This window comes from Sphingomonas caeni, assembly GCF_026013415.1.
GTDB lineage: Bacteria > Pseudomonadota > Alphaproteobacteria > Sphingomonadales > Sphingomonadaceae > Sphingomonas > Sphingomonas caeni.
In genome coordinates, this window is the sequence record NZ_JAPDOK010000004.1 from 336,669 (window position 1) to 352,572 (window position 15,904).

General features: G+C 65.8%; 11 protein-coding genes and 1 pseudogene. 5 read left to right on the forward strand and 7 right to left on the reverse strand.

Annotation, left to right across the window (positions count from 1 at the left end; genetic code table 11):
• Nucleotides 1–3 precede the first annotated feature (3 nt).
• The 4 genes from OF829_RS13105 to OF829_RS13120 form a co-directional block, all read right to left on the reverse strand.
• Nucleotides 4–1,641, reverse strand: a complete 1,638-nt coding sequence (locus OF829_RS13105; protein WP_264940512.1) for a tannase/feruloyl esterase family alpha/beta hydrolase — start codon at nucleotides 1,639–1,641, stop codon at nucleotides 4–6.
• An 85-nt stretch (nucleotides 1,642–1,726) separates the two neighbouring features.
• Nucleotides 1,727–3,052, reverse strand: a complete 1,326-nt coding sequence (locus tag OF829_RS13110) for a spinster family MFS transporter (RefSeq protein WP_264940513.1) — start codon at nucleotides 3,050–3,052, stop codon at nucleotides 1,727–1,729.
• Between the two features lie 14 nt (nucleotides 3,053–3,066).
• The gene (locus OF829_RS13115; RefSeq protein ID WP_264940514.1) at nucleotides 3,067–5,127 is read right to left on the reverse strand and encodes an acetoacetate--CoA ligase; all 2,061 of its coding nucleotides are present in this window, start codon (nucleotides 5,125–5,127) and stop codon (nucleotides 3,067–3,069) included.
• Between the two features lie 102 nt (nucleotides 5,128–5,229).
• Nucleotides 5,230–7,878: a TonB-dependent receptor plug domain-containing protein gene (locus OF829_RS13120; RefSeq protein ID WP_264940515.1), complete on the reverse strand. Its 2,649-nt coding sequence runs from the start codon at nucleotides 7,876–7,878 to the stop codon at nucleotides 5,230–5,232.
• 159 nt (nucleotides 7,879–8,037) lie between these two features.
• Here OF829_RS13120 and OF829_RS13125 point away from each other — a divergent pair, with 159 nt between their 5' ends.
• Complete coding sequence (locus OF829_RS13125; protein WP_264940516.1) at nucleotides 8,038–9,111, forward strand: AraC family transcriptional regulator; 1,074 nt, start codon at nucleotides 8,038–8,040, stop codon at nucleotides 9,109–9,111.
• 334 nt (nucleotides 9,112–9,445) lie between these two features.
• Nucleotides 9,446–10,513 carry a fatty acid desaturase gene (locus OF829_RS13130; protein ID WP_264940517.1) on the forward strand — a complete coding sequence of 356 codons (1,068 nt, stop codon included), beginning with the start codon at nucleotides 9,446–9,448 and terminating at the stop codon, nucleotides 10,511–10,513.
• A 132-nt stretch (nucleotides 10,514–10,645) separates the two neighbouring features.
• On the opposite strand, the gene OF829_RS13135 is transcribed toward OF829_RS13130, so the two are convergent.
• The 3 genes from OF829_RS13135 to OF829_RS13145 are packed head-to-tail and all read right to left on the reverse strand — an operon-like array spanning nucleotide 10,646 to nucleotide 14,266.
• Nucleotides 10,646–11,335, reverse strand: a complete 690-nt coding sequence (locus tag OF829_RS13135; protein WP_264940518.1) for an NAD(P)H-dependent oxidoreductase — start codon at nucleotides 11,333–11,335, stop codon at nucleotides 10,646–10,648.
• Nucleotides 11,332–11,589 (reverse strand): hypothetical protein, encoded by a 258-nt coding sequence (locus OF829_RS13140; protein WP_264940519.1) that lies wholly within the window; start codon nucleotides 11,587–11,589, stop codon nucleotides 11,332–11,334. Before OF829_RS13140 ends, OF829_RS13135 begins: the two co-directional genes overlap by 4 nt.
• A gap of 22 nt (nucleotides 11,590–11,611) precedes the next feature.
• Complete coding sequence (locus OF829_RS13145) at nucleotides 11,612–14,266, reverse strand: bifunctional acetate--CoA ligase family protein/GNAT family N-acetyltransferase (RefSeq protein ID WP_264940520.1); 2,655 nt, start codon at nucleotides 14,264–14,266, stop codon at nucleotides 11,612–11,614.
• Nucleotides 14,267–14,397: 131 nt separating this feature from the next.
• On the opposite strand from OF829_RS13145, the gene OF829_RS13150 reads away from it, so the two are divergent.
• From OF829_RS13150 to OF829_RS13160, 3 genes and pseudogenes are all read left to right on the forward strand, one after another.
• On the forward strand, nucleotides 14,398–14,616 hold the full coding sequence (locus OF829_RS13150; protein WP_264940521.1) for a hypothetical protein: 219 nt from the start codon (nucleotides 14,398–14,400) through the stop codon (nucleotides 14,614–14,616).
• 22 nt (nucleotides 14,617–14,638) lie between these two features.
• Nucleotides 14,639–15,460 (forward strand): universal stress protein, encoded by an 822-nt coding sequence (locus tag OF829_RS13155; RefSeq protein WP_264940522.1) that lies wholly within the window; start codon nucleotides 14,639–14,641, stop codon nucleotides 15,458–15,460.
• 91 nt (nucleotides 15,461–15,551) lie between these two features.
• Nucleotides 15,552–15,904: pseudogene (locus tag OF829_RS13160) on the forward strand (universal stress protein); the annotation flags it as partial.

The window sequence follows — 15,904 nt, forward strand, 5'->3', positions numbered from 1 at the left end:
AGGTCAACGATTGGACGGCGCCTCACAACGGAAATTGCTTGCCGCGCGCGTCGATCCGAACCCGCGATACACGGCCCGCTGCGGATAGGGGCAGAGCGGGCGCTGCATGTCGATCCTGCCCGCGTCCTCGCTCGAGAATCGGGTCGCGACGATGCGGTCGGGCGCCGTCCCCTTGTCGGACCAGGCGATCAGTGCCGAGAACAGATCGTGCTGCGCATCGTCGGATGGTGGCCGGGGCGGAATCCCCAGCGTTGTGTTGAACGCGTCCGGGCCGGTGCCGCCGCCGCAATGCATCATGCCGGGAGCGAGGAAGAGGCGCGCGCTGTCCCCCAGGTTGCCGGAGCCGCCCATCCCGGCAGCCTGGCGATCGAAGAAGGCGACCGACTGCCCTGGTGCGACAAGGGTATCGGCAAGCCCATGAAAGACGATCAGCTTGCCGCCGCGTGCCGCAAAGGCCGCCAGGCTGCCGCGGGTCGCATCATTGACGATGGCATCCAGCTGCGCATTGACGATGGGCATGTCGCGATCGAAATCGAACCCGTTCCAGTTCCAGCCGGCCCCGAACACCCATTTAAACAGGGAGCCGAATGCCGGCTGGCCCCCGACCGGCTTTTGCAGGAACGACCAGCCGAAGGTGTCGGGCATCTCGCTGCCCGGCAGCCAGCCATAATAGGTCGGCTTGCCGTTCCGGTCGGTGGGCCCCGAATAGAAAGCGCGCGCGGTCGTGACCTCGCTCTCGGTCAGGCACGAATCCGAGGCCGCGCCCGTGCACTGGAGGACCTTGGGGTCGAACGAGCACTGCATCGGCTCCGAGATGAACCGGTCGCCCGCCAACGCGTGCCCCTGCCGCCAGCAGGTCGCGATGGCGGCATTGTTGAGCAGCTTCAGCTTAGCGTCCGACAGCATGCTGCCGGGCGTACGGTTCGCCGCGCGATAATCCCACAGCACGGCGGCATGCCCCCAGGTGCGGTTGATGACCGGGGCGCCGACCAGGATGCCGTCATAATCGGCCGGATAATAGAGCGCCTCGACCAGACCCATCTGACCGCCGGTCGAACAGCCGGTATAAAAGGATTTTCGGGCGCGCTGGCCGTAGAATGCCTTGGTGATCGCCTTGCCGGTGACCGTCATCACATGGGTCGAGAGGCGGCCCCAGTCACGCCATTTGCGCGGCTGGCCGATCAGGGCATCGCCTTCGAGCGGCGAGGCGGGGGCGGTTCCGGCATCGGTCACCGCGGTGGCAAAGCCCCGGCGCAAGCCTTCGGCCATGGCGGGATAGCCGAGCGCGAAGATTCCGGCGAAGCCGCCACTGCCATTGCCGTGGAAGACGCCGGTCCACCCCTCGACGGGCAGCCACAACTCCAGCCCGACATCGGAACCGGGTTCCGACCGGACACGGGCGACGACGCGGCAGAAGCTGGGATAGCCGGGGCTGTCGCCCGCGATCGTCGACTCCGCCTGCTTGCCCGGCACCAGCGTGGCGCTGGTGACGGTCGTGTCGGGAAGCTTCAAGCCGGCCAAGGCCGAGCAGCGCGCGGCGGCGTCCGGCGCCGGCTTGGGACCTTGCGCCAGCGCCGCGCCCGGCGCCGTCAGGGCAATCGTCGCCGCCGCGAGAAGGGCGGCCCGGTAGCTACGCTTCATTATCCTCTCCAACCTTGTGCCGAGGTCGCCACGGCCTGGGGCCGCTGGCGCGATGGCAAGACGATGCCGGTCATGCCCAGCCCTCCTACCGCTGCGGGGCGGCGCTTGCCGCTGCCGGCGATGCCTTGATCATTCTGGCCAGCCACAGGAACAACAATGCCGCGATCAGATACATCGGAGCCAGAGCGTAAAAGGCCATCCGCAGCGAATGCTGGCCATAGTCCGGGCGGAAATAGTCGCTGGCCATGCCGATGAAGGTGGGACCCAGGCCGAGCCCGACCAGGTTCATGACGAGCAAGAGGAGCGCGCCGGAGATTACCCGGGCAGCTGGGGCCACCTCGCTCTGAACAAAGGTGACCGTCGCGGGCAGGAAGAAGGAATTGAGGAAGAGCGGCACGAACAGCAGCGCGAGCGCGACTTCCCAGCGGTCCGCCGCCGCGAAGCCCAGGAAGAATGGCAGGGCCAGCACCAGCGAGAATGCCGGGATGCTGGCATAGGCGGCCTTGTTGCGAACCGCGAAGTGATCGATCAGCTTGCCCGACACGAAAATGCCGGTGCCCATCCCGACGCCGACGGCCAGCGCATACCAGATCGCGACCTCGTCCAGCGTCATCCCCTTTTCGCGCATCAGGAACAGCGTGGCGAAATTGCTGAGCCCATAGGTGATGAAATTGGCGGCGCCGCTCGCGATCGCCGTCAGCGCCAGCACCTTGTTGCCGAAGAAACCGATGATCGCCTGCGCGAAGCTTTGCACCGGCGCGGGCGTGGCGCCAAAGGCGGGCTCAGGGTCGAAGGAGCCCCGCACCGGCTCGGGCACCAGCAAATAGACGAGCACGGCCGTCACTACCCCGATCGCGCCGACGGCATAGAAGGGCACCCGCCAGTCATACGCGGCGGCCAACGATGCGCCGAAGGCTACCCCGAGCGCGGAGCCGAACGGTGGGCCAAGATTGAAGATGCCCATGGCGGTGCCGCGCTGCTCGCGTGGGAACGTGTCGGAGATGATCGCGTAGGAAGGCGGCACGCCCCCGGCCTCGCCCACGCCCACGGCCATGCGCGCCGCCACAAGCTGTCCGTAGCCTCCCGCCATGCCGCAAGCGACGGTCGCCCCGCTCCACAGCCCACAGGCCAGCGACAGGATCCTCACGCGGTTGGTCCGGTCCGCCAGCCAGCCGATCGGGATCGCGATGAAGCAATAGAACAGCGCGAAATAGAAGCCGGTGACGTAGCCAAGCTGGCTGTCGGTGATCCGCAGGCCGTCCTGGATTGGCTTGCCGAGAATCGAGACCAGCTGGCGATCGAGAAAGTTCAGGACGTAGACGAAGCAGAGCATGCCAAGCACGAAACCGCGCTTGCCCGTCGGGTGGATCGCCGCATGCCCTTCGGCGCGCGGCGCTTCGTTGATCGCCATCGTCCGATCCCTTCCTATCCGGTTTGCTCTGTTTCGATCCGGCCCGCGGCCGTTTCCGTTTCGCTCCGCCAGCGCTGGGACTGATCGATGTACCAGGGCAAAACCTCGGGCGTCGCGGTGGCGCCCGCGCTGACGACCTTGGCGACAGGCCAGCCCGCGAACAGCCGCTTTATCGGCAATTCCTGCTTCTTTCCGGAGAGCGTGAGGGGAATGGCCGGCGCGGCGATCAGCCGGTCAGGTACGAAGCGCGGCGACAGGTTGGTACGGATCGCGGACGCGACCTCCGCTTCAAGAGCCGCATCGACGCGATCACCGTCGGTGAGAACGACGAACATGATCAGCTTGCTGCCGCCATCCTCGGTCTCGACATCGATCATCATCGTATCGACAATCCGGGGCAGCTGTTCGACCGCCGCGTAAATTTCGGCGGTGCCCATGCGCACGCCGTGCCGGTTGATCGTCGCGTCGCTGCGGCCGGAGATCGTGCAACTGCCGTCCTCGCCGATGGTCAGCCAGTCGCCGTGCCGCCACACGCCGGGCCAATGGCCGAAATAGGATTCCCGATAACGGGCGCCGTCCGCATCGCCCCAGAAAGAGAGCGGCATGCTGGGGAAGGGCCGGGTGCAGACCAGCTCTCCGACTTCGCCGATCACCGGCTGGCCGCGTTCGTCCCACGCCTCGATCGCGGCGCCCAGATGGCGGCACTGCAGCCGGCCGGGCGTGTCGGGCAGTTCGGGGTTGCCAGCCATGAAAGCGGCGGCAATCTCCGTCCCGCCGCTGACGTTGCACCACCAGATATCGGGCCGGCCGATTCCGGCGAATTGCGCCGTGCCCCAGCGCTGGACGTCCGGCGGCAGCGGCGATCCGGTGCTGCCGACCGCGCGGATGCGCTCGGCCCCGGGGGTCGTCTTGATGTCGATTCCCGACTTGCGGCAACTGGCGAAAAAAGCCGCGCCCGCGCCGAACCAGGTGACGCCGGCGCGTGCCGCGAAATCCCACAGGCGCGACCAGTCGGGATCGGCCCTGGTTCCGCTTGGAGATCCGTCGAACAGGCAGATGGTCGTGCCGCTGAGCAGCCCGCCGACCTGAATGTTCCACATCACCCAGCCGCTGGCGCTGTACCAGTGGAAGCGGTCGCCGAGGGTGTTCAGGGCGTAGCTCGGCCCCAGATCGAAATGCATGCGGCCCGCGGCGGTCGCCAGGATGACGCCGCCATGGCCATGCACGATCGCCTTGGGCAGGCCGGTCGTGCCGCTGGAATAGAGGATCCACAGCGGATGATCGAAGGGAAGCCATTCGGGCTCGAACGCCGCGACCCCCTCGTCATCGCGGGCGACGGACGCCGCGAAATCGATCGCGCCGGGCACCTGCCCCGCGCCGCAACCGCTGGCGATGAGGAACAGGGCTTCGACGGAGGGCAGCTTCTCGCGAAGCTCGGCGACGGCCGCGCTCCGGTCCATCGCCTTGCCGGCGTAGAACACGCCATCGACGGCGATCAGCGCCTTGGGCTCGGTCTGCCGCCAGCGGTCGAGTACCGCGGTGATGCCCATGTCGGGCGAGCATAGCGTCCAGATCGCCCCCAGGCTGGCGCAGGCGAGCAGGCCGACCACCGCCGCCGGGATATTCGGAAGATAGGCGGCGACGCGGTCGCCCGGTTCGATTCCCTTCGCGCGTAGCGTAAGCGCCAGCGACGCGGCCTGACGCCTCAGCTCCGCCCAGCTGAGCGTCACGCTGCTGCCGCGCTCGTCCATGGCGATGATTGCGGGCTGGCCCGCTGCATCGGCGGGCCCCGCGTGCCGGAAGACGTGCCGCGCATAGTTCACCTGCGCGCCTTCGAACCAGCGCGCGCCCGGCATCGCGTCCGCGCCCAGCACCGCCGTGAAGGGTGTCGGCGATTCGATCTGGTCATAGTCCCAGATGCTGCGCCAGAAACCATCGAGATCCTCGACCGACCAGCGGCGCATCGCCTCGTAATCCGCGAAGGCGCGATTGTGGGTGGCGCTCAGCCAATCGGCGTACAGGCGGATCTGCGGAACAGGGTTCGCGGTCTCCGCGCTGCTGCTGGCACCTGGCATCGGTTGGTGGGCCTCGACTTGACTTCAGTTGATCGGGATCGGCGTGGCCGATGCCGGAAGGGCCGGGCGGCGCTCCGTGACGCCGCGCCGCCCGGCGTTGGTTCAGAACGACGTCCGCAGGCTCATCGCCGCATAGCGTCCAATCGGATTGTACGTGCCGCCGACGCCGTCGGTGCCCGGGAAGAAGGGCGGGGTGGCATCAAACAGGTCGTTGACCTGAAGCCCGAGCTCCGTGCCCTTGACGAAGGAGGTATCCGGCAACCGCACCGACAGGCGCAGGTCCACCGTGGTGTAGCCCTTCGCGCGGTAAATCGCCGATCCCGTCGGGGTCGCATAGGACGCGGTGACGCCGCTGCGATGATTGACGAAGTTGACGAAGGTCACCGGGCCGGAAGTGAAGCCGAGCGTGGTGCGCAGCGTGGTGCGCGGAATGCCGGCGTTGAGCGAGTTGCTCTCGGCCGAGGTCGGGGACAGCTTGTTGCGATAGTTCAGGATATAGTTGCCCGCGATGCCCGCGAAGATCGTCCCGAAGCCTGCCGGCTGCCGGTAACGCACGTCGAAGTCGATCCCGTTGGTCTTGCGGACGCCGAAATTGCCCTGACGCAGATCGAGAATGTTGCCGATCGCCGGCACCGCGGCGAAGGTATAGAAGAAGGGCACGGTGTTGGTGATCGCCGAATTCAGCTGCGCCGCGGTCGGGTTCCGAATGACCCGCGAGGCGAAGGTGGGGTCGCTGAAAAGGAGCGCCCCCAGTCCCGACGGCGTACCGATGACGTTCTCATATTCGATATTGTAGAAGGTCGCGCTCGCGGTCAGGTTCGGCGCGAACTTCGGGCGAAGGTCGATGCCGAACGAGTAGGTGCGCGCAGTCTCCGGCGTCAGCGCCGCATTGCCGCCGAACAGCAGGATCGTGTTCACCTGTGCAGCACCACGCGAAGGGTCGCGGGCGCCGAAGGCGTCAACGAGCGCGGCGGCCGAGTAATAGGAGCCAACGGTTGAACCAAGGTCGCGAAGGCCTGGCGCGCGGAAGGAACGGCCGTAGCTGCCGCGCAGGTTCACACCGTCGATGGGCTCCCAGGTTACGCCGATCTTGGGGTTCGTCGTCGATCCGAAATCGCTGTAGTGATCATAACGGCCCGACAGCGATAGCGTGAGGCTGCGGAACATCGGCACGGCATTGTCCTCGCCGAAAACGGGGACAAAGAGTTCCCCATAGACTGACTGGACATTGCGCTCCAGGTTCTCGGGGAAGCCGACCCCGCCGCTCGAACCGCGCTGCATATAGGTTTCGCGGCGATATTCGGCGCCAAGGGCGACTTTGATCTCGCCACCCGGCAGCCGCGCCAGCGGTCCGTCGATCTTGACCGCGCCGAGGCGCGTGCGCTGACGGTTGGTGAAGTCGGTTGGGTTGTTCAGTATCGCAGCAACGACTGACGGGTTGGTCCGGGTGCCAAACGGGTCCAGTGCGGTCGCCGTCGTGGTTCCCCCGGCGGCAGCGGTCAGCGCCGTGGTGTTGATGCCAGGCTGGAAGGTATCGTTGCGGGACCAGTTGTAAGTGCCGTAGAGGCTCGCCCTGAAGTCGCCGGGAAGGGCGATGTCGATGCCCACCGTCGCATTACCGGTGCGCACGCGGTAAGTCTGGTCAAAGTGATCGGCGCCGACCAGATAGTCCGGACGGAAGTCGAAATAGCCGAAGAGCGAACCCGTGCCCGGCGGTGCCCTGAAGAAAGGGTTGGCAGCGGTGATCAGGACGAAGGTCTGGCCCGGCAGCGCCGACTGCACGACATCGCGGCGATCCGAATAGAGAATGTCGGCCCACAGCGTGACGTTGCCCGACAGGTCCTGGCGGGCCGAGACGAGGCCGCTATGGGTGCGGTTCCGCGGGAGCAGATCGACCGGCCCGCGCGGATCGCAGGTATTGAGGCCGGGCGCCAGGCTGGGGGCCGCATAGATGGTGCCGGCGAACAGGTTGACATTGGCGTCGGGGCACACGGCCGAGCGCGTATCTACGCCGCCCACTGCCCGGAAATCGAGCGAGCGATACCGGCGGTCGGCGCCGGTGATGTTGCTGTTGTCCTGATACTGGTAGGCGACAACGAAGGACCCGCTACCCCAGTCCTGGCCGAAGATGCCGCCCGCGTTGAAGGCGTGATAGTCGTCCGCCATGCCGTAGCGAACATTGGCGGTCAGTCCCGACACATGCCGGCGCGTGATGAAGTTGACGACGCCGGCGACCGCGTCCGAACCGTAGATGGCCGAGGCGCCGTCAGCAACGATCTCCACGCGCTCGATCGCCAGTTCGGGAATGAACGGAAAGTCCGGATTGGTCTGCTGCGTGCTGCCGGAAATCAGGCGATGTCCATTCATAAGCGGCAGGGTGGCGGCGGTCGGAAGACCGCGCAGGCCAGGGGCAAACGAGCCAAGGCCGCCATTGCTCACCCGGGGCGCCGTGTTGAAGCTGTTGAGCTGCGGCACAGTCGCCAGCAGTTCGGGCGTGCTCGCTGCGCCGATTAACTTCGCGTCTTCGCGCGACACGCTGATCAGGCCGGAGCCGGTGGGCGGAATGCCGCGGATGCTGGTGCCCGTTACCACGATCTCGGAATCGGATTCGACGGTGCCTTCCTCTGCCTGGCCGCTCGTTTCAGCGGTTTGAGCCTGTGCGGCGACAGGCGCGCTCAGCAGCGCGAGCGCGACGGCGGACCGGCACAACAGATGCGTGCGGCGGCCCATCAACTTGGTGCGGATCGACATGATGTTCCTCTCCCCTCCTGGATCGATTCGGTTGCGGACATTGCCGCCGCCAGGCTTTGCCGGCTTGCCGCCTCGCTTATGGCTTGACAGCGCGCTGGGTAAGCGCATTAGCGGACATAGCCATGTCTTTTGCGGACTCGGGGCGGGGATGAGCGGACAATGGCAATCTTGATCGATGACGAAGGCGGACCGGCGACGCACAACGGCCGCGCCGGCTTCCCTTCGCTCAACCAGCGCAGCTTCGCGCCGTTCAAGATCTCCACGGTCATCGATGCGGTCGCGTCGCGGGGCATCGCGCCCGCGACGGTGCTGGATCGTACGGGGCTGACACTAGATGAAGTGCGCGATCCCCATACGCTGACGTCCATCGGCCAGTACTTGATCGCGTGCGAGAATATCGTAGCGGCGGGCGCCGAGTTCGCCGACGCGTTCACGATCGGCTCGCGCCTGCACCTCTCGGCCTATGGCATGTACGGCTATGCCCTGATGTGCTCGCCCACGATGCGCGACTTTTTCGATTTCGCCGTGCGCTATCAGCCCCTCGCCACCCCCACCGTCCGGCTCGAGTGGCGGAGCGAGGGCGATGTCGCGATCTGGCGGTTTCGGGAAATCTATCGCGACGTGATGAGCAGCGACGTGCGCACTTTCCTCGTGCGGCAGCAGATGAAGATGACCTACACCCATATCCGGGACACGGCAGGCGCCGACAACCTGCCGGTTCGCGCCTTATTTGCGCTCCCCGAGGATCCGTACGCGACGACCGACGCGCATGAACTGTCCTGCCCGTGCCTCTACGCTCAGGAGGCGAACGAGCTTCATTATCCGATCGGCATCCTCGACCAGACTCCCGAACTCGGCAACCGGCTCACCAGGACGATGCTGGAGGAGACGTGCGAACGCCTGATCGGTCAGTCGCGAATGTCGTCCGGCCTGTCGGGCGAGGTGTATCAGCTGCTGCTGAACGCCCCCAGCCAGCTGCCCTCGATGACCACCGCCGCGGCTCAGCTGGGCTTGCAGGAGCGAACGCTCCGACGACGCCTGGCCGCGGAGAACACAACCTATGGCGCGATCGTCGACGATGTCCGCCGCAAGCTCGCCATCGAATATCTGCAAACGACGCGCATGAGCGTCGATGACGTGGCCTGGAAGGTGGGTTTCAGCGACAGCGCCAACCTGCGCCGCGCGATCCGGCGATGGACTGGTGGCACCATCACCGACATTCGCTCGGCATAGTGGCCGTTCACGAATCGCTGGGCCGACGAAACAGCTGGTAGGCCATGAATCCCAGGGCAGCTTTCAAGATCGATTGGTTGGCGGCTCAACGGCTCCTATTGGGACGCAAAGCAGCCGTTCGATGCCTCGGACGATAACGGGGCTTGCTCCACACGATGGCGTGAACCCTTGAAATTGCCCGCCCGAGCCGCCATTTTCAGGTCTCCATCCGGCTCGAGACGACGATCGTCGAAGCAGGCGCCGCGAAGCGCCGCATCTACTTCCTTCCGCCCGAACCCGTTCGATTGGGGCCTGCTGCGTGCTCGCACTACGGCGGGGCCGAAAGAGGTAGCAAGTGACGACGATATCGACCGAAGCGCAGCCCGCGCAGGCTGTCCGCCGAGGAGCATCCGAAACGAGCGTCTTGGCGCGCGCGCTTTCGCGGCAGTTCAAATCTTACGGCGCCGATTTGAAGCGAAGCCTTTTCCAGCTCGCTACGACCGGCCTGCCCTTTCTCGCATTGCTCGCCGTCATGGCGGCGGTGGCGCGGGGCAGCTTCTGGCTGACTCTGCTGCTGGCGGCCCCGACCGCCGGGTTGCTCGTCCGCCTGTTCATCATCCAGCACGATTGCGGTCACGGCTCATTCTTCAGATCGCGCGCCGCCAACGACTTCCTCGGCCGGGCGCTCAGCGTTTTGACGCTGACGCCCTATGGCAGCTGGAAACGGAGCCACGCGGCTCATCATGCCTCCACCGGGAACCTCGACCGTCGCGGCCACGGCGATGTCGAGACCCTGACGGTCGCCGAATATCGTGCCCTGACCCCACTCAGGCGGCTGGGCTATCGCCTGTATCGCAACCCGCTCGTGATGGTTCTGCTTGGTGCGCCGATCAACTTCATTGTCCTTCAGCGATTGCCCACGGGGCGGGCGTTTCGCGACCGCAATGCGCGCCGCAGCATCCTGGCGTTGAACCTCGCGCTCGCGATCGCCTTCGGGCTCCCGATGGTCGTGATCGGGGTCGTTCCTGTCCTTGCTGCTTACCTGCCTGTGATGATCATCGCCTCATGGATCGGCAACTGGCTGTTCTACGTCCAGCACCAGTTCGAAGGCACCTATTGGGAAGGCGACAGCGACTGGAATTTTCACGAGGCCGCGCTTCGGGGCAGCTCCTACTTCAAGCTTCCGCGCGCCCTGCAATGGTTCAGCGGCAATATCGGCCTGCATCATGTGCATCACCTTTGCAGCCGCGTTCCCAACTATCGCCTGCAAGCGTGCCTTGACGCTGCACCCGAACTCAACGCGATTGCGAAACGGATAACCTTGCGCGAGAGCCTGGGATGCTGGCGGCTCGCGCTCTGGGACGAGCAGCGCCGCCTCCTGGTGCGGTTCAGCGACGTGAAGAAGCGGAGCCCAGCCTGCTGACCGGCACAGGCCAGTGGGGTCTACGACGCGGCCGGCTTTTTAGTGTCGAGGTGCTCGATCACCTCGTTGTGACCGGGAATCGGCTCGGCGATGGTTCCGTCACTGGGCAAGCAGACGGCAGAGGAAGGCGGCTTATTTGCCGAAGGCTCGCGCCCGGTCGGCTCGTACCTTCGACGCCCGATATTCTTCGAAAAGCTCGGCGGCTTGACGGGTCGCTGACTCCCGAACCTCCGCCAAATATTCATCGACAAAGCGCTGCTTGAGGCCGGGCACGATCGCATCGAAATGCGAATGCCCGCCGTCGCGCAGCGAAAAGACCATCTGGAGATAGGTCTCGAACGCATGCCGGAGCGCGGTCCATTGGCCCTTCTCCTCCAGCCAGGGCCGCGTCGATGCCGATGAGGTGAACAGGGTAAGGCGCTTGCCATGCAGCACCGGATGCCACTTGCCGTCTTTGATGTCCCGTGCGGTGAAACCGGCGCCCAGCACGCGATCGACATAGCCCTTGATGATCGCCGGGGGCATGCCGAACCAGATCGGATAGACGAGTACGATCACATCGGCCTGGCGCACCAGTTCCAAGTCCTCTGCAAGTTCACCGGCGGTCTGCGAATCCACACCTTCACGCGGGATTTCGTCCCGTTTCAGCGCCGGGTCGAAACCGAGCGCATAGAGATCGCGCAGCGTCGCCTCTTGGCCGAACTCACGGGCCGTCGCGCAATAGGTCCGCGCGACGCTTCCGCAGAAGCTCGCTGGGTCCGGATGCCCGAGAATGACGAGGTGCCGGATCGGCGCAAAGGGCTTGGGAGCGAGCGCGTTCATGTGAGCCGGCCCATTAAGAGCGCAGCAGCGATATCCAGCACGAGCACCGCTCCGAGCGCGGAGCTGCCGATCACGAAGCGCGGGTGGCGAAGCGGCGATGAAATGCCGTCGTTCTTCCTGGACACTAGATGATTCATTTCCGCCTCCCTGACTGCGAGTGGGCTGCACTCTCTCGCGTCACGGGCGAAGGCGACATTGTGATATTTACGGACCTGGGCTTCGTAATCCTCGAGCGGCTTCTGGCCGCTCATCATTGTCTGGGCGAACAGCCGACGGTCACGCCAGCGCTTTGCGCACCAGCACTTCGCCCGGACTCCCGTCGACGCCCTGCGCCTTGAAACCAAACTCGCGTTCCAGCGCGATCGCGGCGTGATTGTCGCGGCTCTCCAGCGACTCCACGGAGCCGATGCCCTCCGCCTTTGCATAGCGGAGCATGTGTTCGACCAACCTCCAGCTGACGCCCTTGCCCTTCCAATCCGACCGCACCGAAATGGCGAACTCGGCCTTCGACTTGTCGCCGGTGGCGGTCAGGAGCGCGGTCGCGATCAGCGTGCCATCTTCCGCAAAGGCGAGGAAGTTCATCGCACGGCGATAGTCGATCTGCGTCATCGCCACGAGGCGGTCATGATCGACCTCGCTGACCGCGCTGAGGAAACGGAATCTCTTGTCCTCCGGAGATACGTGCGCGAAGAACTCCGCCAGTGCCCACTCGTCGCTCGGCAATACGGGCCGGACGTGGAGCTTGGCGCCCGAACGCGTCACAAGATCCGCCGCCCATTCCATCGGCACGGGGCGCAGCACCATTCGCGATTGCACCGGCTCGGCGGTGATGCGGATTCGCGCATCCAGCGCCACGGCGCCCCGCTGGCCGACGAGCAGCGGATTGATATCCAGCTCGGCGATGTCGGGCAGCTCGACGCAGATGGCCGAGACGGCGTTCAGCACCGCGACGACCGAGTCGATATCGGTCGCGGCCTGTCCGCGATGCGCGTCGAGCAGGGCGGCGATCCGCGTCCGCGATATCATGTCGCGCGCAAGGCTATCGTCGAGCGGCGGCAGCCCGAGCGCCCGGTCGTTGATCAGTTCGACATCCACGCCGCCCGCGCCCACGGCGATAACCGGGCCGAAGGTTGGATCGTCCGCGATCCCGACGAGCAGCTCGCGGCCATGCGGCATCGCGACCATCTGCTCGATCTCGAAGCCGCTGATCACGGCGTCGGGCATCGCTTCGGCGATCCGTTCGCGGATCGCCATCGCCGCCCCGGTTGCGGCTTGGGGGCCGGTCAGGTTCAGAACGACGCCGCCCAGATCGGATTTGTGCGTGATCGTCGGGCTGATGACCTTGACGGCAAAGGGCGGGGTTAGCCCGGCACATGCGTCGGCTACGCCTTCTGCCGACGTCGCGATGCGGGACTCCACGATCGGGACGCCGAAAGCAGCGAGGATCGCCTTGGCTTCGTTGGCCGTCAGCAGGGTCCGCCCGTCGGCGCGAGCAGCGTCGATGACGGTGCGGGCGGCGGCGACGTCAGCCAAAGCCGCAGCGCAGCGCGCGGGCGCGCGCACCAGCGCTTCTCGCGCCTCGCGCGCGGCGACGAGGTTGCCGAAGCCGCGAACTGCATCGTCGAGATTGTCGAAAAGGGGGACCTTGGCCGACTTGAAGATCGAGCGCGCGGCATCCGCATTGCCGTCACCCAGCCAGCAGGCGAGCATCGGCTTCGACCGCGGCCAGTCCGCGGCTTGGAGTTGGGCGACAACATCGCGCGCGATCTCGGTGCCCGAACTCACCGCGGTCGGGCAGTGCATCACGAGAAGTGCGTCCACGCCGGGATCGCGTGCCGCGGCACGGGCGGCGGCCGCAAAGCGGTCGGCCTGGGCATCGCCGATAACGTCGATCGGGTTGGCGCGCGACCAGCCGGCGGGCAGGATCGGATCGAGCACCGCGACGGTTTCGGGTGCAAGACTTGCGAGCGTTCCGCGGGTGCGCTCGAGCGCATCGACGGCCAGGATGCCGGGGCCGCCGCCGTTGGTGACGATCGCCAGCCGGTTTCCCGGGAGGGGCTGCCGTTCGGCCAGAACCTGCGCGGCATCGAACAGCTCGGTCACCGTCTCTACGGTGACGATCCCCGCGCGGCGGAAAGCCGCGAGATGTACATCATAGGCCCCGGCGATGGCGGCGGTGTGCGAAAGCGCGGCCCCGGCCGCGGCTGCGCTCCTTCCGGCCTTGAGGACGATGACCGGCTTGATCCGCGCAGCCGCGCGCGCGGCTGACATGAACTTGGCCGGATTGGTGATCCCCTCGATATAGAGCGCGATCGCATTTGTTCGGGAATCCGCGGCGAACAGGTCGATCAAGTCGCCGAGATCCACGTCGGCCATATCGCCGACCGAGATCACACCCGAAAATCCGACGCCGCGCGCTTGGGCCCAATCGACCATAGAGGTGACGAGCGCGCCGCTTTGCGAAATGAGCGCCAGCCCGCCCTTCTCGGCGGATTTGTGCGCGAAAGACGCATTGAGATTGGCGTGCGGCATCAGGACGCCGAGGCAGTTCGGGCCGACGATGCGCATCAGATACGGCCGTGCCGCCTTGAGCATCGCCTGTTTCAGTTTCGGATCATGAAGGCCCGCCGAGATAACCACCGCGAGCCGCGTTCCCTTTGTGCCCAGCTCTGTAATGATACCCGGCACGGTCGCCGCGGGCGTCACGATGATCGCGAGGTCTGGCGCGGCGGGCAGGTCAGCGACGGAGGGAATCCACCACGCGCCATCCAGCTCCACGCGCTTCGGATTCACGGCGAAGATCGTGCCATCGAATCCGGAGTCGATCACGTTCTCGAGCACGCGCTGGCCGAGCGCCCCTGGCCGGGACGAAGCGCCAATCACCGCGATACTTCTGGGGTGAAGCAGGATTTCGAGATTGCGGACCGACATGGCTCTGGCCTCTGATTGCGTTGCGCCTGACTGCGCCGCCGGGGCCGCGGCGCCCATACGGAATGTCCACAATTCAGGGCCGCCGGTCCGGCCCCTAGTACTGGGGCACGATAGAATTCACGGAGGCGAACATGGCGGTCGAAGGCGATGAGGCGGCGCGCCAAGGCGACACGCCCGGCGTGATGTCGGAGTGGCTGGTCCAATGGCCGATGACTGCCTTCACGGGCTGGTGGGACACGGTCTTCGATGCGTTGCAGCCGAAACGCTGCCCTGATCACGCCGACGAGTGCCTCGACCTTGCCATTCCGGATCCGATCGAACGCGAGGGCGAACACGATCTGTTCGCCTGACATCAACGCAGGGAGATCGACGATGATCAAGGATATCCTCGCTATCGTGGACAATGCGGAGCAGGCTGCCCCCTTCATTCATGCCGCTGTCGCGTTCGCCCATTCGCGCGGCGCGCATCTCGAGATCGCCGCACTGACCCCGGGTCCCTATCTGGCCCCCGAACTCCTGCCGTTCGGCGTTGCCTATGTTCCCGACGATGCGCTCGCGCGGGACGACAGACAGAAGGTCGATGCCGTAACCGCGCTGGTCGCGAACGCCGATTGCCCGGTTAGTGTGTTCGGCCTGCACGACGACATTGCCTGGCTCGCGGGAGACATGCGCCGCAGCCGGCAGATTGCGGATCTCATCCTGATCGGTCCGCCGGAGTCCTGGCAGACTCCCTGGCTTCGTCGCCGGGTGATCGAGACCTCGATCCTTTCCTCGGGGACCCCGACGCTCGTCGTGCCGCCAGCGGCCGCGCTGGTGCCGGTCCGTCGCGCCGTGCTCGGCTGGAAAGCATCGCCCGAGGCGAACCGGGCGGTCCATGATCTGGTGAGTTTCGCCGAGCCGGGCGCGCATATCGACGTAGTCATGGCAGTGGACGTAAATCGCGAGCACGCTGCGAAAGACGGCGAGGAGCTTCGCCGCCACCTCGTTCGCCATGGCTTCGACGTCGGGCTGCACATCCTGCCAACGGACGGCATGAGCGAGGGCGATGTCGTCCATGCCTTCGCGATGCGATCGCGCGCCGAACTTCTGGCGGTCGGCGGCTTCGGTCATTCGCGCATACGTGAGATCGTTCTGGGTGGAGTGACGCGCTGTCTCATCGCGGACGCGGTCGTACCCGTGATGTTCAGCCATTGACGGGTGCCGCGATTCACTAAGGTGAATCCACAATATTGGCGATCGGCCGCGCCCCATAATTTCCGGATCGTTCCAATCGATGGAGGCGACGATGAAGAATATTCTGGTGCTGATGCACGACGATGTCGGCCAGGAAGCCCGGTTCCAGGTCGCGCTTGACCTGACCCGCGCGCTCGATGGCCATCTCACCTGCCTCGACGTCGCCCGCCCGCCGGTTGTCGTTGCCGACTATGCCGAGCTTGGCGGTGCGGCGATGGTGCTGGAGGACGAGCGGGAGAGCGAGGCGAAGAACCGCTCGCGGATGGACGCGCGGCTCAGGATCGAAGGCGTGCCGTACAACTGGATCGAGACCACCGGCTTTGCGAGCCCGGCCGTCCGCGACGCGGCGGGGCTCGCCGATGTCATCGTGCTCAACCGCGACATCGAGCACGCCTATCCCGACAT